Here is a 20263-nt window from a genome sequence, read left to right as displayed (position 1 = left end):
ATGGTGATGCCACGTGCCTTTTCTTCGGGCGCGCCGTCGATCTGGTCATACGCTTGGAAGTCACCGAAGTATTTGGTGATCGCCGCGGTCAGCGTGGTTTTACCGTGGTCAACGTGGCCGATTGTGCCGATGTTGACGTGTGGCTTGTTACGTTCAAACTTTGCCTTTGCCATGGTGGCGCCCTTTTATTTGAGGGGACCCAACGGGGACCCGAACCCTATCTGGCGGGCGATGTATTGGGTCTGGGCGGTAAAATCAAGCGGGACTTGCACCTTGGGGTCACTTAAAGCTTGCCCTCCCTGATCCTCGAACGATCTCCGGCGCCGAGGCTAAGGTTATTTGTCCTCTGGCTCAGAGGCCGAAGCCACTGCCACACCGCCGTTGAACCAGCCCTGCTCGCGGTTTTGCTTCACAAGGTAGTTCTCAATCGACTTGGCCGCATTCTGGCTGAGGTTCTTTAGCTGCTCTTCGGCAGATTTTGTATAGCCCGACCCGACGACTGGCCCTTGATCGAAGGATTCGAACACAGTGATCTGATGTGGCTCGGAGTTCAGTTTTTTGTTCTTGGCGTCGTCCCAAACGGTCAGATTAAGGATCAGAATGGATTTGGGCGCAAAGACCAGTGGGATGCCTGGCTGGGCCAACACATAGCCTTCGACGCTAATCCCGAAATGATAGAACCGATCCCCATCATAGCGGTCAAACCGCTCGGCGGTGGCGGCCTGAACGGCAGCGGCTAGTTCATCCTTGCTGACCTCACGGCTCAGCGGGCCTTTTTGCGCCTTGGGGGCCACGACTATATTGTGGTGCAGGTTAAAATCGCCGAGCGGGGTCGGCGCGTCGCCTAAATCGGATGCGCCATTGCAGGCAGCCAGCGTCGCAACAGTCATCAGCACGGCAAGAACACGGATCATCGGCACATCCCTCGGGGCGTTAATATTGGCAAAGGGGTAGCTGATGGCCAAAGGCGGCGCAATCATTTGCCGCAGTTGCGTCCGTGTCGCCCTGCCCTATCTTGGTAAGGAGTGAGGACATCATCATGACCCAGCCGCCCCCCCTGCCCGTGCACGTGCCCCTTGTCACCGAACCCGTTGGTCTGTTTGGTAGCCTTCAAATGGCCCGGCGCAACGTGCTGAGCATCATTCCCAAGATCGCCACCACGCAGCCCATGGTGTCGGGCAAGACCGGCAAACGCTGGCATATGGTGATGGACCCGGATGCGATACGGCACGTCTTATTAGATCGGCTAGAGGACTACCCCAAATCAGATGTAACCAAGAACCTGCTGCGCCCGGCCATTGGCGACTCTCTCTTCATTGCGGAAGGCGCGCACTGGCGCTGGCAACGCCGCGCGGCGGCCCCGGTGTTTTCGCAGCGCAATGTGCGCAACCTCGCCCCCGTGATGACAGATGCCGCCGCCCGCGCCGCTGACCGGATTGCGGCCGCAGGGCCGCGCGCGGTCAATATGCTGGAGGAGATGGTCACCACCACCTTTGACGTGATCGGTGATGTGACCTTTTCCGGCGATGGCACCTTTGACCGCGACAAGGTGCATGGGGCGATTGACGATTATATCGCCGAAGCTGGCAAGATTAGCCTGTTCGACATCTTGGGCCTTCCCGATTGGCTGCCGCGTCCGGGGCGGATGATGTCCGGCCAAGCGCTCAAACAGATGAAGGCCATGGCCGACAGTGCCATCGAGGCCCGCGTCGCGCGCGGCCATAAGGGCACGCCCGACCTTCTGGATTTGCTGCTCGAAGGCGTTGACCCCAAGACCAAGCGCCAGATGAACACCGCCGAGCTGCGCGACAATCTCTTAACCTTCATCGTCGCGGGGCATGAGACAACGGCACTGACGCTGGCGTGGTCGATGTACCTCATGGGGTTCGATCAACAGATGCAGGTCCGCGCCCGCGCTGAGGTGCAATCGGTCCTCGGCGATCGGCCCTGCACTGGTGAAGACGTAGATGACCTGCCGTTGGTGCGCATGATCGTCGATGAGGCGCTACGTCTCTACCCCGCTGCCGGGATCATCTCGCGCACCGCACAAAAGCACGACACGCTCTGCGACCGCGAAATTCGACCCGGCGACACCGTGATCATCCCGATCTACGCGCTCGGCCGCAATGAATTGCTCTGGGACGATCCCGACGCCTTCCGCCCCGAACGATTTGCAGACCGTAAGGCGATTGACCGCTATGCCTATCTGCCCTTTGGCGATGGACCGCGCATTTGCATCGGGGCCAGTTTCGCGCTGCAAGAGGCGGTGATCATCTTGGCCACGCTGCTCGGGCGGTTCAAGTTCACCCCCGTACCCGGCAAAGACCCAAAGCCGGTGATGATCCTGACCCTGCGGCCCGAAGGCGGCGTGTGGATGACGGCAGAGCCGCTGAACTGACCCCACTGCAAAGCGGGGCCAGCGGGATCAGTTGAATTTATTGTCGCGCGGGAAGCCACGCGGCGCCATGCGACCGGAACTCGCGCGTTTGCCGGTCCATTCGGCCAGATCGACCTCGGTGCGCGTGCGCCCCGCGGGGTCTTGCCAGCTTAGGCCCGCGTCGCGCGTAAAGGTGGTGGCATCCGACAGCCCGCCATCTTTGTATTTCTGCAACCGCACGCCCTTGCCGCGCCCCATTTCGGGCAGCTCATCAAGACCAAAGACCAGCACTTTGCGGTTCTCGCCCACGGTCGCCACGCTATCACCTGACACAGGATGACAGACGAGCGCCGCGACACCTTCGCCGCGCACGTTCAACACCTGCTTGCCGCTGCGGGTCTGCGCCACGACTTCATCTTCGGGCACGACGAAACCATCGCCAGCGGAGGACGCCACCAGCAGCTTGCGCCCCGGCTGATGAATAAACAGCGACACGATCTGCACCTCGTTGGGCAAATCGACCATCAACCGCAGCGGCTCCCCCATGCCCCGCCCACCGGGCAGGTTGGCGGCGGAAACGGTGTAGAAACGACCGTTCGAGCCAAAGACCAGCAAGCGGTCCGTCGTCTCAGCATGGAAGATAAAACGCGGGCCGTCGCCATCCTTGAACTTCAACTCGCGGTTCAGGTCGATATGACCCGTCATGGCGCGAATCCAGCCCATCTGCGAGCAGACCACCGTGATCGGCTCGCGGTCGATCATTGCTTCGATCGGGACGTCCTCAACCTCGCCCGCCGTCTCAAAGGTACTGAGACGTTGGCCGCGTTTGACCCCGTCAATCACCCAGTCCTTGCCAAACTGCTTTTTCGTCGCGCGCAGTTGGTCGGCGATGGTGGTCCATTGCAGGTCTTCATTGTCGAGCAGGTCTTCTAGCCCCGCGCGTTCCGACATCAATGTGTCACGCTCTTTCACCAGCGCATCTTCTTCCAACCGCCGCAAAGACCGCAGACGCATGTTAAGAATCGCTTCGGCCTGCACATCCGAAAGACCGTTTTCCCGGCCCGCATAGCTGTGCGGCACGGCGCGGGTGTCACCGCTCTCAGTCAGCACACCAGTTGCCTGCGCTTCAGCGTCGGCAATCACCGCCAGCTTGGACACATCGACACCCGCGAGCGGCGAGATATAGGCAGCTTCATCCATCGCGCGGGCCAGCGTGTCTTGATGCACCCGGCTCCAGTCCTCATACATCAAGGCGGCTTTGGGGTCATCGTCATAGCGGATGATCTCGATCACCCGGTCGAGGTTCAGGAAGGCCGTAATCAGGCCCTGCAACACCTCAAGCCGATGGTCGATCTTGTCCATCCGGTGCCGCGAACGACGCTGAAGCACCTCGCGCCGGTGATCAAGGAAGGCGCGCAGCACTTCTTTCAACGAACAAACCTTAGGCGTCTGCCCATCAATCAGCACGTTCATATTGAGCGAGAACCGCACTTCCAAATCGGAGTTGCGGAACAGCATCCCCATCAGCACCGCGGGATCGACGTTTTTCGAGCGTGGCTCGATGATCATCCGCACGTCTTCGGCAGATTCGTCGCGCACATCGGCGAGGATCGGTATCTTCTTGGCTTGAATCAGTTCGGCGATCTTTTCGATCAGCTTGGATTTCTGAACCTGATAGGGGATTTCGGTCACGACAATCTGCCACGCACCGCGGCCAAGGTCTTCGACCTCCCAACGGCAGCGCAAACGGAACGAGCCGCGACCCGTCCGGTAGGCATTGGCGATATTCTCAGGCGGCTCGACAATCACGCCCCCGGTGGGGAAGTCAGGGCCGGGCACATAATTCAGCAGTGTCTCATCACGCGCATCGGGGGTCTTGATCAGGTGAATGCAAGCGTCGCAAAGTTCGGCAATGTTATGCGGCGGGATGTTGGTGGCCATGCCGACAGCAATCCCCGACGAGCCGTTGGCCAGAAGGTTGGGGAACTGCGCGGGCAGCACGACAGGTTCGGTCAGTGTGCCGTCATAATTTTCACGATAATCGACAGCGTTTTCATTCAGCCCCTCCAGCATCGCCTCAGCGACCGCTGTCATCCGCGCTTCGGTATAGCGCGAGGCAGCGGGATTATCGCCGTCGATGTTGCCAAAGTTACCCTGACCGTCGACCAGCGGATAACGGACGTTGAAGTCCTGCGCCAAACGCGCCATCGCATCATAAATCGCGGCATCGCCATGCGGGTGATAGTTCCCCATGACATCGCCCGAAATCTTTGCCGATTTACGAAAGCCACCCGTTGAGGACAGACGCAGCTCGCGCATGGCAAAAAGAATGCGGCGGTGGACTGGTTTCAATCCGTCGCGCGCATCCGGCAAGGCACGGTGCATGATCGTGGACAGCGCATAGGTCAGATACCGCTCACCCAAGGCGCGGCGCAGCGGCTCGGACAGGTCATTCGGATCAAGTTCTGGGGGTGTGGTTGTGTCTGACATGACGGGTCTTTTAGCCAACCGCGGCAGGGCGGGCAAGCGACAGATTGTTCAGAATCGGCCAGAGAAATTCGCCGTTGTCACGGTTTCAAGTCAGAAAGTAGCAATACTTTTTCTCTATGCGAATTCTTGCCAATTGGATTTGAACCATTCGCGAAGTTCCGCGTTGGTCTCTCAACAGAGACATGGTTTTTACAAGGACAGGGAACAGCACAATGAAACGTTTCATCTTTTTGACATTTGGTTTCATGGGCTGGGCTTTCTATGAGATGAGCGGCGGGGCAGATTTTGTACCTGCTGGCCCACAGATGGCGAGCGCTGAAGCCACAGGTTCGGGCCTAATCGCCAGCGCAAATGCCGCGACACCTTCCTCCAGCTTGGTTACCGCTGCTGTCGCCAATGCAGCACGCAAGTCGGAAACCTCAGCAACCCCCTTTGCACGAAAAGCGCAAGCGCCTGAGGCCGTCGCAACCCGTGTAGCGCTGAACCTCACTACTTTGAGCGACCTGCCTCAGGCCAACAACTCGATGGTGCAAAAGGCCGTTGCTACGTCGGACGACCGCGCCGGTGCTAAAGTTGTGAAGGCCAAAGTGGTTAACACTACGCCGATGGTTCAAAACGCATCCTATTCGGTCACAACTGCAAATGCGCCTGTAGTTGTTCCGAGCCTGATCAATTCCAACGATAACAGCGCAACTTATGTAAGCACCACGCAGACTGACATTCGCAAGGTGAACGGCACACGCGTCAATGTTCGCGGTGGTCCCGGTACCGATTTCGGTGTCGTCGGCAAGCTGGGCGAAGGTGACGCTGTTGAAGTTGTTGAAGACAATGGCGCAGGCTGGGTGCGGTTCCGCAGCGTAGACGGCGCAGAATCCGGTTGGATGGCTGACTTCCTGCTCAGCAACGGCTAACTTGCCAATCCTATAGCATCGCGCGATGAAGGGCCTTTCAATTGAAGGGCCCTTTGCATGTCTGCGACCCGTTCCATCCTTATCACCGGCTGTTCCAGCGGTATCGGCTATGCTGCTGCGCATGGCATGCGCGCGCGGGGTTGGCGGGTCTTTGCGGCCTGCCGCCAACAGGAAGATTGCGACCGTCTGGCCGCCGAAGGCTTTGACGCGCCGCGGTTGGATTACGCCGACGAGACCAGCATCCAATCTGCCCTAGCACATGTGCTCAAACAGACCGGCGGCACATTGGATGCGGTATTCAACAACGGCGCTCATGCCACGCCCGGTTTGGTCGAAGACCTCCCCACCGATGCACTGCGCGAAATTTTCGAAGCCAATTTCTTTGGTTGGCACAGCCTAACCCGCGCGGTCATCCCGGTGATGCGTGCACAGAAGCATGGGCGGATCGTGCAGTGTTCTTCGGTGTTAGGCATGGTCGCTATGCCATGGCGCGGCGCCTATAACTCCACGAAATTCGCGCTCGAAGGCCTGACGGACACGCTCCGGCTTGAGATGCGCGGCACCGGGGTCGAACTGATCTTGATTGAACCCGGCCCCGTCACCTCCAAACTGCGGACAAAAGCAATTCCACGCTTCGAGCGTTGGATCGACTGGAAAAACAGCCCTCGCGCGGCGGAGTATGAGGCCACCATGCGCCCCCGGCTCTATGATGACAGCGGTAAGAAGGACCGGTTTGAGCTGCCCCCCGAAGCGGTGGTCGAAAAACTGGCCCATGCCGTCGAATCCCCCCGGCCCCGCCCGCGCTATTTCGTCACAACACCCACTCACATCGCCGGTGTTTTACGGCGTATCCTGCCGACGCGTGCCTTGGACTGGGTCACAAGCCGTTAATTTTGGTTGCGCGACTGCACCGCGCCGCTACATCTCGGGGCAACGAAAGGACAACCCATGCCAAATGATCCGTTTTTCGTGATCGTCCTGCTTTCCGTCGTGGCGGTTGCCGTTGTGCTTATGATGGGCCTCGGTGGATTTGCCACGGGGGGCAAATTCAACAAGCGCAACGCCAACAAACTGATGCGTTGGCGGATCATCGCCCAGTTTATCGCCGTGCTGCTGATTTTGGCCTATGTATACTTCCGAGGGGGGACGATCTGATGGTTGTGCTTAACAAAATCTACACCCGTACCGGCGACAAGGGCACTACAGCGCTTGGCAATGGTGATCGCGTGGCCAAACACGATGCTCGGGTTGAGGCCTATGGCACTTCCGACGAATTGAACTGCTTTGTCGGCGTGGCGCGTCTTGAGGCGACCAAAGACACGGACGACGCATTAGCGCGCATCCAGAATGATTTGTTCGACCTCGGCGCTGACCTCTGCCGCCCCGACATGGAGGCCGACCGCGATGCGGAGTACCCGCCCTTGCGTGTCACTCAAGAACAGGTTGACCGACTAGAACGCGAAATCGACGTGATGAACGCCGAGTTGGACCCGCTGCGCAGCTTCATCTTGCCCGGTGGCCGCGCGCTGGCGGCGCATCTGCATGTCTGCCGGACCGTGGCACGCCGCGCCGAACGGCTCGCGGTGCTGCTGTCAGAACAGACCACGATCAACCCCGCCACGGTCACCTACCTGAACCGTCTCAGCGACTGGTTCTTCGTCGCCGCGCGTATGGCCAACAACGCGGGCAAGGAAGACGTGCTCTGGGTGCCGGGTGCGAACCGCTGAAAAATTAGCGCTAACGGGGGAAAAACCGGGAAAACGCCGCGTTCAAAACTACTGAACTGCCGATTTTGGCCTGTTTTGATCCGATCCGCTTCGTTACACCCGTCTGGAGAATTAGGGAGACCGGGCCAACCAGCCCGTGTCACAAACTGAGGAGAGAGACCGCTCATGAAGGTACTGGTGCCTGTCAAACGCGTGATCGACTATAACGTGAAAGTTCGTGTCAAAGCGGACGGATCGGGTGTTGATCTCGCCAATGTGAAAATGTCGATGAACCCCTTCGACGAAATCGCCGTCGAACAGGCGATTCGTCTGAAAGAAGCCGGTCAGGTCGAGGAAATCGTCGCCGTCTCCATCGGTGTGAAGCAAGCGCAGGAAACACTGCGCACGGCGCTCGCCATGGGTGCCGACCGCGCGATCCTCGTTGTGGCGTCTGATGATGTCCATAAAGACATCGAGCCGCTGGCCGTGGCCAAAATCTTGAAAGCGATTGTTGACGAAGAACAGCCGGGCCTCGTGCTCTGCGGCAAACAGGCGATCGACAACGATATGAACGCCACTGGCCAGATGCTTTCGGCACTGATGGGCTGGTCTCAGGCGACCTTCGCCTCGGAGGTCACCATTGAAGGCGACAAGGCGAAAGTCACCCGCGAAGTCGACGGCGGCCTGCAGACCATCGAGGTCACCATGCCGACAGTCGTCACTGTGGACCTGCGCCTCAATGAGCCGCGCTATGCTTCGCTCCCGAACATCATGAAGGCCAAGAAAAAGCCGTTGGATGAAAAGACTGCCGAAGACTACGGCGTCGATGTCTCCAACCGCTTGGAAATCGTCAAAACCGTTGAGCCTGCTGAGCGTGCCGCTGGCATCAAGGTCGGTTCGGTTGACGAGCTTGTGGCGAAACTCAAAGAAGCGGGGGCTGTGTAATGGCTGTTCTTCTGATTGCCGAAATTTCCGATGGCGAATTGTCCATGGACGCGACTGCCAAGGCGGTAACCGCAGCCAAGGAACTGGGTGAAGTCACCGTTCTGGCCGCAGGCAGCTCTGCTGCAGCGGCGGGCGAAGCGGCCTCCAAGATCGATGGCGTTTCCAAGGTGCTGGTCGCCGAAGACCCGATGCTGGGCCACCGTTTGGCCGAAGCCACCGCCGCGCTGATCGTGTCGCTGGCTGCTAACTACGACCACATTGTTGCACCTGCCACGACCGACGCGAAGAACGTGATGCCCCGTGTCGCGGCTCTCTTGGATGTCATGGTGATCTCCGATGCTTCCGGTGTGGTCGATGCCGATACGTTCGAGCGCCCGATCTATGCCGGTAACGCAATCCAGACCGTAAAATCCAACGACGCCAAAAAGGTCATTACCTTCCGCACATCGACATTCGATGCCGCCGGTGAAGGCGGGTCCGCCAGTGTCGAGACCATCTCGGCTGTCGAAAATCCCGGCCTGTCCACTTGGGTCGAAGACAAGGTTGCCGAATCCGACCGCCCCGAGCTGACAAGCGCGGGCGTCGTGGTCTCCGGTGGTCGTGGTGTTGGCTCCGAAGAAGACTTTGCGCTGATCGAGAAGCTGGCCGACAAACTGGGTGCCGCCGTTGGTGCCTCACGCGCCGCGGTCGATTCGGGCTATGCGCCGAACGACTGGCAGGTTGGTCAGACCGGTAAAGTTGTCGCACCCGATCTCTATATCGCGGTTGGCATTTCGGGTGCGATCCAGCACCTTGCCGGGATGAAGGACTCCAAGATCATCGTCGCGATCAACAAAGACGAAGAATCGCCGATCTTCCAAGTTGCCGATTACGGGCTGGTCGCCGATCTCTTTGACGCGGTGCCTGAACTGATCGAAAAGCTGTAAAGCTCTTCACGTGAAACATCAAAGGCCCGCCAGTATTGGCGGGCCTTTTTCATTGTGTATAGGCTTTTCGTCGCGCGGCTTAGCACATGCTTTGAAGCGCATCGGCCAATGCGGCAGCGGCATTGGCATGGGCCATAGGGCCCAGCATTTCAGACGCGGCCTGCGTCTCAAGATCGCTTACCACCATACCGGCGACTGGCCCAGCTGAAGGATCTCTGGGAGAGACGACTTCAACCTTGGCGGTCGCATGAAGGGCCACCGATTCCAGCATTTCACGGGTCACGAAGAGCGGATCATAGCCAAGCTCCCCCACCGGCTGATCGGCTGCGGTCACGGGCGGTCGATCCGCCAGCCAAAGCAACAGTGTTCGCCCCTGTATCTGGCCCAACATCAGCCGCATCCGCGCCAGCCATGCCTGCTGCAATTCAGTGCGAACCGCTTCAAACCGCTCAGGCGAGACCTGCATGAGATGAGTCAGCATGTGACGATTAAAATGAAACTCCGAAAAATCCACTTCGCGGAAGATTGTCTGCAAAAGAGAAGAAGCGCCAACAAAGCGGTCATTCCGGCGCCGATGAACTGAATAGAAACGATTGGTCATATTCTGCGCACCCATGACCTGTACCACCGTTACATCCGCCTGCGATGCGGCCTGCGCGACGAAGGGGTCATGCGCAAAAGCATCAATCCCGGCGTTAGGAAAGCCAAAGTTTACGCAAGTCTTACCAATCTCTGCCTCAACCCGCGCCGGAAAAGGCTGCTCAATGAATTTGCCATAGGTTTCTGTACCGCCAAGAAAGGCAATATAGGGCTCTTCCAACCTGCGGCGGGGGCCGCGAAACATCAGCTTTGAGGTGCCATAGCGACATGGCAGATAATCGAGAGGCTTCGGCCCCAGTGCATCATAGGTCATAAACCCACCTTTCTTGTTCACCCAGGGCCAGATTGCACAGCAGGAACTGCGATTCTCTTAACGGTCAAATTTGCCGATATATTTCGCAAACAGCTGCCCTTGCGGCACCCCCGCCACGCGCCCTATTGTGCGCCGAACATAAGCAAAGGACAGGCCATGGACATCCAGACAATCGGTATCGTGGGCGCAGGGCAAATGGGCAACGGGATTGCCCATGTCATGGCGCTGGCAGGCTATGATGTGCTGCTCAACGATGTCAGCGCCGATGCGCTGGCCAAGGCCATGAAAATCGTCACTGGCAATTTGGACCGCCAAGTGAGCCGCGAAAAAATCTCCGCTGCCGATCGTGATGCCGCCGTGGCACGCATCACTACGACGCAGACGTTGAGCGATCTGGGGCAAACCGACCTCGTCATCGAAGCGGCCACCGAGCGGGAGACTGTGAAACAGGCGATCTTTGAAGACCTCATTCCACACCTGAAGCCGACGACGATTCTCACGTCCAACACATCGTCAATTTCCATCACTCGATTGGCCAGCCGTACCGACCGGCCGGAAAAATTCATGGGTTTCCATTTCATGAACCCGGTGCCCGTGATGCAATTGGTCGAATTGATCCGTGGCATCGCCACAGACCGCGAGACCTATGATGCCTGCAAGGCCGTGGTTGACCGGCTGGGCAAAACCGCCGCTTCAGCCGAAGACTTTCCCGCGTTCATCGTCAACCGGATCCTCATGCCGATGATCAACGAGGCGGTCTATACCCTCTATGAAGGGGTCGGCAATGTAGAGTCGATCGACAGTTCAATGAAGCTGGGGGCCAACCATCCGATGGGACCGCTGGAGCTGGCCGATTTCATCGGCCTGGACACCTGTCTCGCGATCATGAACGTGCTGCATGATGGGTTGGCGGATACCAAGTATCGCCCCTGCCCGCTGTTGACCAAATATGTCGAAGCCGGTTGGCTGGGCCGCAAAACGCAGCGCGGGTTCTATGATTACCGTGGGGAACAGCCGGTGCCGACACGCTAAATGGCGGCCTCGTTGGGGGCGCTGCCCCCATCGCACCAAAGGTGCGATTCCCCCGCGGGTATTTATAAAAGGATGAAAATCAGTCGGTGAGCGCCAGAGTGTGAGCGCGCAGCCACGCCATAAAGCCGCGCGGGTCATCCGCCCAGCGGTCGATCTCTTGCTGGCTGAGAGGATGGCCGACGATTGGCCCTTGGGGCTTATCGCAGGCATGTGCGATTTCATGTAGCAAAAGGCCTTGGCGCAGCATTGGGCTGATCTGGTTGGCGATCTGATAGGCACGACTGTTCTGGCCGGGGAAGCGCATTGGCACCACCTGGGCGCCGGAGCGGCGGATCATTTTGGCGGTAAAGACGTTCCATTCAGCCTCAACCGCAGGGCCCCACCAACTCTCAGATGAGGCGACCACACCTGAAGGGAAAAGCGCAACCACGCCGCCATCCTTAAGGTGGGCCATGGCCTTGGCGCGCATCTCCACGCCTTTGCGCTGCGCATCAGGATCATGAGGGAACGGCACCGGGATCATGTAGCTGCCTGCCACCTCGTCGATCGAGGTAAGCAGCGACCGGGTAAGAATCCGATAATCGGGGCGGACACGACCGATAAGATCGGCAAAAATCATACCGTCGACCATGCCATGCGGGTGGTTCGCGACCACCACCACCGGCCCGTCTTTGGGGATGCGGTCAAGTTGTTGCTGAGGGGTGGTGAGATTGATTCCCATGGTATCGAGAGCGGCACGCCAAAAGGCTTGGCCAGAGGGGGTGCCGCGCTGCTCGAACTTACGGATCAGCCGAAGGATTTTCAGCTTTCCGGTGAAAAGCTCCATTGCCGAAATGGTCCGCGCTTTCCACGGATCATCAAAGGTTGAGGCATAGGAGAGGCTGCGGCGGTCGTATTTGGTGAATGTCACCGTACCGTCGCCCGTCTGGGCCTTTTGGGCATTCTGGGCCGCCATCTTTTGCGCGTCGTCCATGCAGTTGGAGGATCCTTTTTCCCGCCTCAGGCGGCTAGTATCCCTCGCCGAACTTATCCGCCACGAGGGCAGTCAAAGCGTCGGCCAAGGCCTCGGCATCGGGGCCGGAGGTTTGAACGTCAATTGAAGTGCCCCGCGAAGCGCCAAGCATCAGCAACCCCATGATACTGTCACCCGAGGCCGACATGGCATCTTTGCTGACTTCGGCGCGGGCGTCGAATGCCTCCACCACCTCTACCAATTTGGCGGAGGCGCGCGCGTGCAAGCCTTTTTCATTTACGATCTTAAGAGAAAATTCGGGCATGACGTCTGGGGGCCTTCTAACCTGCGCTGACATTCTGGCTGTCGATGTACTTCTTACCAGCTTCGAGCGCCGCACGCACGGCATCGGGGACATCCATTTGCCGCGATTTAGCGAGCTTGATCAACATTGGCAGGTTCGCGCCATAAATGATCCGACGGTTTTCCGGGCGGCAGGCCAAGAGGCTTAGATTTGACGGCGATCCGCCGAAGAGGTCGGTAACAACCACGACACCTGCGCCTTGATCCACCTCATTGGCGGCGGTGCAGATCTCACGCTCCTTGTCGGCGCGGTCATGATCGGGCTCAATGGCGATGGCACGAACGCCGAACTGGGACCCCACGACATGTTCGATCGCCGCAAGATATTCTTGCGCCAGCCCCCCATGTGCGACGATGACGATCCCAATCACAGCTTGTTTCCTTCACGATGCTGGCGGTCTAGCTCACGGTGCCTAATTGACACTTGCCAGCCCTGCTCTGCAAGGCGCAAAGCGTGGTCTTCCGCCATAGAAACCGAGCGGTGTTGCCCGCCGGTGCAGCCGAAGGCGATGGAAATATGCGATTTGCCTTCTTCACGGTAGGCGGGGAGCAGCAGCAAGCTCAGATCGAGCACTTTGCCGGCGAAGTCCGTGTAACGCTTATCGCCTGCCACATGGGCCGCGACGGCCGCATCCCGACCGTCGCCGTTGCGCAGTTCGGGCACCCAATAGGGGTTTCGTAGGAAGCGGCAGTCATGCACTACGTCGACGCCGCGCGGCAGGCCGCGTTTATAGGAAAAGCTTTGCACCGACACCGTGAGATGGCGCTGTCCGCCGGGGGCAAACCACTGCTCGACTTCGGCACGCAGCTCGTGGACGTTGAGCGTTGTCGTGTCGATCAGCACATCGGCACGGGCGCGGATCGGATGCAGCAGCTCCTGCTCACGGGCGATACCGTCGGCCGGGCGATCAGCGGGCGCCAACGGGTGGCGGCGACGAGTCTCTGAAAAGCGCTGCAGCAGCACATCGGGCGCGCAGTCTAGGTAAAGCAGTTCCGCGCTCCACCCCGGTTCCGCAGAAAGTCGGCCCATCAACTCAAGCACACCCTCGGTTGAGAAATCGCGGTTTCGCGGGTCGATACCAAGGGCGATTGATTGCGCATCGCCAGGTCGGTCCAGCAGTGCTGGAAGCAGTCGCAGTGGTAAGTTGTCGATTGCCTCAAACCCTGCGTCTTCCAACACGTTGAGCGCAGAGGAGCGGCCGGCGCCCGATGGGCCGGTGACAAGGACCAAGCGCCGGGGCGCGCGGTCTGTTGATGACGTTTGACTGATCAATTCGGTTCTTTCACACCTGATATATACAGATGAATTGCTGCCGGGAAATGAGCGCTATCGCATTTGTGAAAACAGGGCAATGTGACACCCTGTACCTGATGTGAATGGCGCTCCGGAAGGCGCTGGATTTCGGTGTGGGCTAGATCAACGACTAGGACCAAGGGCACCGGACCGTGATCCTCAAGCCGTAGAATTCCAACATACCGCGCCTCAATAAGCCCACGAATATTTTCGGGAACGCTCGCGATCACCTCGTCCTCACTGCGGATTACATCGGTGCGGTCATCCGCCACCAACTTGGCGCCGAGAGCAATCAGTTGCAACGCGAGCGCGGATTTACCGGCTCCTGATGGGCCAAGGATCAGCACCCCACGCCCGTCGATGGCGACACAACTGGCATGCAGATTGTCGGGTTTGATAGTCATTTCTCGGCCTCAAGCCGCTTAGGTCGGCAGACCCACAACAAAACGAGCGCCGAGTGGCTCTGAGGTAATGTCAGCCTCAGTCGGGCGGATGTTCTCGGCCCAAATTACGCCGCCATGGGCCTCAACAATCTGCTTGGAAATTGCGAGGCCAAGACCGGAATTATTGCCGAAATGCTCTTCGGGGCGTTGCGAATAGAACCGTTTGAAGATTTTGCCAAGCGCTTGCTCGGGGATGCCGGGGCCGGTGTCTTCGACCACGATCAGCACACGGTTGGCGCGTTTACGTGCCCAAACGCGGATCGCATCGCCGTCTTCGCAAAAGGAAATCGCGTTGGTGATGAGGTTCACAAAAACCTGTGCCAAACGCGCCTCAAGCCCATGCACGGTGATCGGCGCGGCGGGCAGATCGGTGATGAAATCGATGCCCTTAGATTTCGCATCTTCTCCCAGATACTGGCCAAGGTTGCCAAGCATTTGCAGCAGATCGAAGGGTTCTTCCTCTTCTTTAACCAGCTCTGAATCGAGCCGAGAGGCGTTGGAAATATCGCTTACCAGCCGGTCAAGCCGGCGCACGTCATGTTCGATGACATCAAGCAGTTTTTCCCGCTGATCATCGCGTTTTACCAACCTTAGGGTGCCCACGGCGGAACGCAGTGATGCCAGCGGATTCTTGATCTCATGTGCCACGTCGGCGGCGAATTGTTCGTTGCCATCAATACGGTTGTAGAGTGCCGATACCATCCCGCGGAGTGCACCGGAGAGGCGACCAATTTCATCGGGACGTGCGGTCAGATCGGGGATGCGGATACGGCCGGGGTTCATCTTGCGTGCGTCTTTGTCGCGGCCCAGTTCGGCAGCCGCCGAAAGGTCAGCCAGTGGGTTGGCGATTGTCGACGCCAGCACAAGGCTAAGCCCGATGGAAACCAATGTCGCGATGACAAACATCTGCAATACGCGCTCACGTTCGCTGCGCACCAGACGGTCAATCTCTCCCGCGGCGCTGGCCACGGCGACCACGCCGACTGGGGTGTCGCCCTGCATGATTGGCGTGACCACACTGAACAATGTGCCGCCTTCTATATCAAGGGTACCTTCAAAGCGGGTGCCTCCTGTGACACTGGCCCCGACAATACTGCGCAACTGCTCTTCGAGCGGGGGGGCAGAGGCGACTTCATTAGTATTAAAGGGGGCCGAGACGCGGTCCCAGAGCCAGTTCAACCCGTCATTGAGCAGCGTCCGCTCCCCAGCTTCGGAAGCTGCAAGCGCTTCGGCCACGGTGAGGCTGCCCGCTGTGCGCGCAACAAGCGTTTCCGCCGGGTCATAGACGAAGACTTCGATGCCGCCGCGTAGGTCCAGCCCGTTAAGTGTGGCCACCACATCAACACCATCGCCAGTGGTCAGGTTCACCGGCGCGCCCACGGGAAGCTGCGCTTCGATCACATTGGCGATCAGTTCAGTTTCTGAAACCAACGCCGCCGCACGTTGCAGCGCCAGACTGTCACGCGAGGAGTTGAGGTACAAAATGCCCGCGACCAACACGCTGAGCGCGATAAGGTTGAAAGTTATAATCTTGCGCGTCAGCGGCGAAGCCCGCAGCGAGAACAGCCCCCGGCGTTCTCGCTTGACCCGAATTTCACCCGGCGCGGCACTGTCGGGGGTGACCCAATCGTCCCCCAATACTACATCACCATCCCTGCCAGCAGCCATGTCGCGCACAAGCTTCCTTTCGACCCGCGTTAACTGGCGGGTTTACTCTTCGTTATATCTATAGCCGATGCCATAAAGCGTTTCGATCGCCGAAAATTCATCATCCGCGCTGCGCATCTTTTTCCGCAGACGTTTGATGTGACTGTCGATCGTGCGGTCATCCACATAGACTTGGTCGTCATAGGCCACGTCCATCAACTGGTCGCGCGACTTCACAAAACCGGGGCGCTGCGCGAGCGCTTGCAGCAGCAGGAATTCGGTCACGGTCAGGGATACGTCTTTCCCCTTCCAGCTGACCGCGTGGCGCAGCGGATCCATCCGCAATTCGCCGCGTTCCATCACTTTGGTCTCTTCAGTATCGCCAACCTCATTCGTTTCCACCGCGTCTTGGCGGCGCAGAAGGGCGCGGATACGTTCGACCAGCAAGCGCTGGCTGAAGGGTTTTTTAACGTAGTCGTCGGCGCCCATACGCAGGCCCAGAACCTCGTCAATCTCATCATCCTTGGAGGTCAAGAAAATGACCGGCATCGCGGTTTTCTGACGCAGACGTTGCAGCAGGTCCATGCCGTCCATGCGGGGCATCTTGATGTCCAGCACGGCCATATCCGGCAGTTTCTTGTTGAATGCGTCCAACGCGGCCTGGCCGTCGTTGTAGGTTTCTACTTCGAAGCCTTCAGCTTCAAGAGTCATCGAAACGGATGTCAGGATGTTCCTGTCATCGTCTACCAATGCAATCTTTGACATTGCCTGCTTCCTTATGCTGCTCAATTCGTTCTTATTTTTGGAGCCAGTGATCCCCAATATAACAGATCGAATCAATCCTTAAGTGCGAATCGTGCCTTCGTGATGCACCAATTGGGTCATAATTTGGTTAGGAATGACTAAATTGCCGCACTTTAACTTCGGTCGCATCAGCCAAAGCCCGCCCGGCAGCCACCGCATTTTGCCAGGATTCGAGCGCTTAGAAACAAAGTTTCAGATGATGGCGCTAACTATGGCAAACCTGCCTGTTCAACCTGAAAACGCCCGTGTTAAGAGGCTCTCAAGGCCCCGATGCCCAGGGCAATTGCGCCCGCTCGGACACGTTCTGCGCTGCTTACGCGCTACCACAGGAGACATCATATGACATTTGGACGGGTAAACCCGCAGTTCAGCCTCGAAGATCAACAGATCAGCGGGCTTGGCGATGTCTATTACAACCTGACCGAGCCTGCGCTGGTCGAAGCTGCGCTCAAACGCGATGAAGGCAAGCTCGGCAAGGGCGGCGCGTTCCTTGTTACCACGGGCAAGTTCACAGGCCGGTCGCCCAAGGACAAACACGTCGTTAAAACCGACAGCGTGGCCGATAGCATCTGGTGGGAAAACAACGCCGAAATGTCGGCCGAGGGTTTCGACGCGCTGTATCAAGACATGATCGCCCATATGCAGGGCAAGGACTACTTCGTCCAAGACCTCGTTGGCGGCGCCGATCCCAAACACGCGATCAATGTGCGCATGGTCACGGAACTGGCATGGCATGGGCTGTTCATCCGTACCATGCTGCGCCGCCCTGATGCCGAAGCGCTGCAAGAGTTCACCGCAGACTTCACCGTCATCAATTGCCCCAGTTTCCAGGCGGACCCTGCCAAGCACAATTGTCGCAGCGAGACCGTGATCGCGATGAATTTCGACCGCAAGATGATCCTCATCGGCGGCACCGAATACGCGGGCGAGAACAAGAAATCGGTCTTTACCCTGTTGAACTATCTGCTGCCCGAGAAAGGCATCATGCCGATGCACTGCTCGGCCAACCATGCCAACGGTAACCCGGTTGATACGGCTGTTTTCTTTGGCCTGTCGGGCACCGGTAAGACCACGCTGTCGGCCGACCCCGAACGCACGCTCATCGGTGATGATGAACACGGCTGGTCCGACAATGGCACCTTCAATTTCGAAGGGGGTTGCTATGCCAAGACTATTAACCTTAACGCCGAAGCCGAGCCGGAAATCTACGCGACGACCTCCAAATTCGGCACCGTGATCGAGAATATGGTCTTCGATCCCGACACGTTCGAGCTGGACTTCGACGACGACTCGCTCACCGCGAACATGCGTGCAGCCTACCCGCTGCACTATATCTCTAACGCGAGCGAAAAAGCCGTCGGCGGCCACCCCAAGAATATCATCATGCTGACCTGCGATGCCTTTGGTGTGCTCCCTCCGATCGCACGGCTCAGCCCGGCGCAGGCAATGTATCACTTCCTGTCGGGCTTCACCTCCAAAGTGGCAGGGACCGAGCGTGGCGTGACCGAGCCTGAGCCCACGTTTTCCACCTGTTTCGGCGCCCCTTTCATGCCGCGCCGGCCCGAAGTCTACGGCAATCTGCTGCGCGAAAAGATCGCCCAGCATGGTGCTACCTGTTGGCTAGTCAACACCGGCTGGACTGGCGGGGCCTATGGCACCGGTTCGCGGATGCCGATCAAGGCGACCCGCGCGCTCTTGTCTGCCGCGCTTGAAGGGCGTCTTGCAGATGCCGAGTTCCGCAAAGATCCGAACTTTGGCTTTGATGTCCCTATCGAGGTGAACGGCGTCGCCGACATCCTGCTCGACCCGCGTCGCACATGGGATGATCCGGAATCCTATGACCGTCAGGCAGCCAAACTGGTCAAGATGTTTTCGGACAACTTTGAGCAGTACCTGCCCTACATCGACGATGATGTGAAAGCGGCAGCGATCAGCTAAGGCTTTTTGACATAGCCGATACAGAAAGGGCCGCCTTGATGGGCGGCCCTTTTGCACGTCTGACGTTCTTCACAGCCTATCCTGTGAATGTCACCTTCGCATCCAACGGCATCTCCTGCAGGAAAGCATCATCGACCCCTTCGATATTCACGGATGTCGATCGGTCAACAGCAGCAATCAGCGCAAAGCTTTTGTCTGGATAGCGCCCGGCCATCAGCAGACGTTTGTAGGCCAATGGCACCGGGTGTCCCCCCTCCTCGCGTGGGATCTGCGTGACCACCTCATCCAGTCGCACACCATTGGTGGCCTCTACCTCGCGAAAGGGAAAGTTCAGCATATTTTCGAATTCAGGCCCGCCGGGAAACAGCTTGAGCGGCCGCCCGATGCTGCTCCGCGCGTTACTCCACCCCCACCACTGGGTATAAAACGATTTTTCGCCAACCTCGGTGCAAATCCATCCGTTTGGCGAGTCGCGATAGACGAGCACATAGGGACGCATGGCGCGGAAGGCTTCGCTTTCCAACTCTCCCCGGCTTTGCGTCCAAGCCTCAAGAGCGGCCTGCAACATCGGTGATCCACCATCCCAGATAAGCGATAGCGGCTGTTGTTTCTGGTGGAAGCACCAGCCGTTCGGCTCTTCATAGGACAGGCGCAGCATCCCATCGACATGGCGGGTCTTCCCCCCCAGCCACAGCTTACCGCGGTCCAGGATATCGCGTGCTTCTGGCAACGCCTCTTCGCCCGCCTTGGTCAGGGAATAGCGCCGATTCTCAATAGAGAAGAGCGGCGCGCCCATTGTGTCTTCCAATTGCTGGATGTGCCGCCGAACCGTTTGCCGCGTGCTCGTCATCTGGGCGACTGCATGGCTCAGGTTCAAGGTGCTTGCTAAGGTCACGAATGATCGCATCATCTCAAACAATAGGGCCGGCGCGGGCTCCTTTTGCGAGGTCTGGGGCACGGTGTCGACCGGCTCAATATCGGACATATGCTGGTTCATAGGCGAGGGATGGTACATGTATCACCCCATAAGGCAACATAATGAATCCATCTTAGGTAAATTGGTTAACGCAAATAGGCCAGATCTAGGCAATTGATCCTCAACACATTGCGCGTAACGAATATATGAAACTCAACCTGAGGTATCATACCATGTCCCATCCTGTAGACATTCACGTTGGTCGGCGACTTAAGCAGGCCCGCACCCTTCGCAAACAGTCCCAGACCGATGTGGCACGTGAACTGAAACTCTCTTTCCAACAGATCCAAAAGTATGAGATCGGCTCGAATCGTATCGCTGCCAGCCGCCTTCATGAGTTGGCCCGGATACTCGATGTCACCCCCGGCTATTTCTTTGAAGGGCTCGACGACGACGCCCCAGAAACCAAAAATGACCCCGCGCTGGATATCGTGAACGCGATTGGCTCCATCAAAGATGACGCGATAAGAGCCCGTATTCTAACGTTTATTGAAGATGTTTCGGGCGTGACTGTCTCTCGTCGAAGCTGACTGTCGCTGTTCGCCC

General features: G+C 58.3%; 22 protein-coding genes. 10 read left to right on the top strand and 12 right to left on the bottom strand.

Features of this window, described 5'->3' with window-relative positions:
- A partial coding sequence (locus tag WNY61_RS03120) for a GTP-binding protein (protein ID WP_342849999.1) occupies nt 1–173 on the bottom strand: 173 nt, incomplete at its 3' end.
- A gap of 162 nt (nt 174–335) precedes the next feature.
- Nucleotides 336–914: a hypothetical protein gene (locus tag WNY61_RS03115; RefSeq protein WP_342849975.1), complete on the bottom strand. Its 579-nt coding sequence runs from the start codon at nt 912–914 to the stop codon at nt 336–338.
- Between the two features lie 125 nt (nt 915–1039).
- Between WNY61_RS03115 and WNY61_RS03110 the strand changes: the two genes are divergently transcribed.
- A complete protein-coding gene (locus WNY61_RS03110) occupies nt 1040–2398 on the top strand; it encodes a cytochrome P450 (RefSeq protein ID WP_342849974.1) in 1359 nt (452 codons plus the stop codon).
- Nucleotides 2399–2425: 27 nt separating this feature from the next.
- On the opposite strand, the gene WNY61_RS03105 is transcribed toward WNY61_RS03110, so the two are convergent.
- On the bottom strand, nt 2426–4867 hold the full coding sequence (locus WNY61_RS03105) for a DNA topoisomerase IV subunit A (RefSeq protein WP_342849973.1): 2442 nt from the start codon (nt 4865–4867) through the stop codon (nt 2426–2428).
- A gap of 212 nt (nt 4868–5079) precedes the next feature.
- Here WNY61_RS03105 and WNY61_RS03100 point away from each other — a divergent pair, with 212 nt between their 5' ends.
- The 6 genes from WNY61_RS03100 (at nt 5080) to WNY61_RS03075 (ending at nt 9355) form a co-directional block, all read left to right on the top strand.
- The gene (locus tag WNY61_RS03100) at nt 5080–5778 is read left to right on the top strand and encodes an SH3 domain-containing protein (protein WP_342849971.1); all 699 of its coding nucleotides are present in this window, start codon (nt 5080–5082) and stop codon (nt 5776–5778) included.
- A 57-nt stretch (nt 5779–5835) separates the two neighbouring features.
- On the top strand, nt 5836–6669 hold the full coding sequence (locus WNY61_RS03095) for an SDR family NAD(P)-dependent oxidoreductase (protein ID WP_342849970.1): 834 nt from the start codon (nt 5836–5838) through the stop codon (nt 6667–6669).
- Between the two features lie 57 nt (nt 6670–6726).
- Complete coding sequence (locus tag WNY61_RS03090) at nt 6727–6933, top strand: twin transmembrane helix small protein (protein WP_243261548.1); 207 nt, start codon at nt 6727–6729, stop codon at nt 6931–6933.
- Entirely contained in the window at nt 6933–7505 is a 573-nt protein-coding gene (locus WNY61_RS03085; RefSeq protein WP_007118027.1) for a cob(I)yrinic acid a,c-diamide adenosyltransferase, read from the top strand. Before WNY61_RS03090 ends, WNY61_RS03085 begins: the two co-directional genes overlap by 1 nt.
- 165 nt (nt 7506–7670) lie before the next feature.
- Nucleotides 7671–8429, top strand: a complete 759-nt coding sequence (locus WNY61_RS03080) for an electron transfer flavoprotein subunit beta/FixA family protein (RefSeq protein WP_342849969.1) — start codon at nt 7671–7673, stop codon at nt 8427–8429.
- On the top strand, nt 8429–9355 hold the full coding sequence (locus tag WNY61_RS03075; protein WP_342849968.1) for an FAD-binding protein: 927 nt from the start codon (nt 8429–8431) through the stop codon (nt 9353–9355). Before WNY61_RS03080 ends, WNY61_RS03075 begins: the two co-directional genes overlap by 1 nt.
- A gap of 79 nt (nt 9356–9434) precedes the next feature.
- On the opposite strand, the gene WNY61_RS03070 is transcribed toward WNY61_RS03075, so the two are convergent.
- Nucleotides 9435–10268 (bottom strand): DUF6473 family protein, encoded by an 834-nt coding sequence (locus WNY61_RS03070; protein WP_342849967.1) that lies wholly within the window; start codon nt 10266–10268, stop codon nt 9435–9437.
- Nucleotides 10269–10424: 156 nt separating this feature from the next.
- Here WNY61_RS03070 and WNY61_RS03065 point away from each other — a divergent pair, with 156 nt between their 5' ends.
- Nucleotides 10425–11300 (top strand): 3-hydroxybutyryl-CoA dehydrogenase, encoded by an 876-nt coding sequence (locus tag WNY61_RS03065; protein ID WP_342849966.1) that lies wholly within the window; start codon nt 10425–10427, stop codon nt 11298–11300.
- 79 nt (nt 11301–11379) lie between these two features.
- Here the strand turns inward: WNY61_RS03065 and WNY61_RS03060 are convergent, their stop codons facing one another.
- Genes WNY61_RS03060 through WNY61_RS03030 form a run of 7 tightly spaced genes read right to left on the bottom strand, consistent with a single transcriptional unit; the run spans nt 11380 to nt 16764 of the window.
- Nucleotides 11380–12255 (bottom strand): lysophospholipid acyltransferase family protein, encoded by an 876-nt coding sequence (locus WNY61_RS03060; protein ID WP_342849998.1) that lies wholly within the window; start codon nt 12253–12255, stop codon nt 11380–11382.
- Between the two features lie 52 nt (nt 12256–12307).
- Nucleotides 12308–12577, bottom strand: coding sequence for an HPr family phosphocarrier protein (locus tag WNY61_RS03055; RefSeq protein WP_342849965.1), 270 nt, complete (start codon nt 12575–12577; stop codon nt 12308–12310).
- Nucleotides 12578–12593: 16 nt separating this feature from the next.
- Nucleotides 12594–12986: a PTS fructose transporter subunit IIA gene (locus tag WNY61_RS03050; RefSeq protein ID WP_007118034.1), complete on the bottom strand. Its 393-nt coding sequence runs from the start codon at nt 12984–12986 to the stop codon at nt 12594–12596.
- Nucleotides 12983–13888, bottom strand: a complete 906-nt coding sequence (rapZ, locus tag WNY61_RS03045) for an RNase adapter RapZ (protein WP_342849964.1) — start codon at nt 13886–13888, stop codon at nt 12983–12985. Before rapZ ends, WNY61_RS03050 begins: the two co-directional genes overlap by 4 nt.
- Nucleotides 13885–14313, bottom strand: a complete 429-nt coding sequence (locus WNY61_RS03040) for an HPr kinase/phosphatase C-terminal domain-containing protein (RefSeq protein WP_342849963.1) — start codon at nt 14311–14313, stop codon at nt 13885–13887. Before WNY61_RS03040 ends, rapZ begins: the two co-directional genes overlap by 4 nt.
- 18 nt (nt 14314–14331) lie before the next feature.
- On the bottom strand, nt 14332–16020 hold the full coding sequence (locus WNY61_RS03035) for a sensor histidine kinase (protein ID WP_342849962.1): 1689 nt from the start codon (nt 16018–16020) through the stop codon (nt 14332–14334).
- A 42-nt stretch (nt 16021–16062) separates the two neighbouring features.
- Nucleotides 16063–16764, bottom strand: coding sequence for a response regulator transcription factor (locus WNY61_RS03030; RefSeq protein WP_007118038.1), 702 nt, complete (start codon nt 16762–16764; stop codon nt 16063–16065).
- 378 nt (nt 16765–17142) lie between these two features.
- On the opposite strand from WNY61_RS03030, the gene WNY61_RS03025 reads away from it, so the two are divergent.
- Nucleotides 17143–18741: a phosphoenolpyruvate carboxykinase gene (locus WNY61_RS03025; protein WP_342849961.1), complete on the top strand. Its 1599-nt coding sequence runs from the start codon at nt 17143–17145 to the stop codon at nt 18739–18741.
- Nucleotides 18742–18817: 76 nt separating this feature from the next.
- Here the strand turns inward: WNY61_RS03025 and WNY61_RS03020 are convergent, their stop codons facing one another.
- Nucleotides 18818–19726: a LysR family transcriptional regulator gene (locus WNY61_RS03020; RefSeq protein WP_342849960.1), complete on the bottom strand. Its 909-nt coding sequence runs from the start codon at nt 19724–19726 to the stop codon at nt 18818–18820.
- 164 nt (nt 19727–19890) lie between these two features.
- On the opposite strand from WNY61_RS03020, the gene WNY61_RS03015 reads away from it, so the two are divergent.
- Nucleotides 19891–20247, top strand: coding sequence for a helix-turn-helix transcriptional regulator (locus tag WNY61_RS03015; protein WP_342849959.1), 357 nt, complete (start codon nt 19891–19893; stop codon nt 20245–20247).
- The last annotated feature ends 16 nt before the right edge of the window (nt 20248–20263 follow it).

The organism is Sulfitobacter sp. AS92 (assembly GCF_038900015.1).
In the GTDB taxonomy this organism is placed as follows: domain Bacteria; phylum Pseudomonadota; class Alphaproteobacteria; order Rhodobacterales; family Rhodobacteraceae; genus Sulfitobacter.
This window is presented reverse-complemented; position numbering and strand designations above follow the sequence as displayed.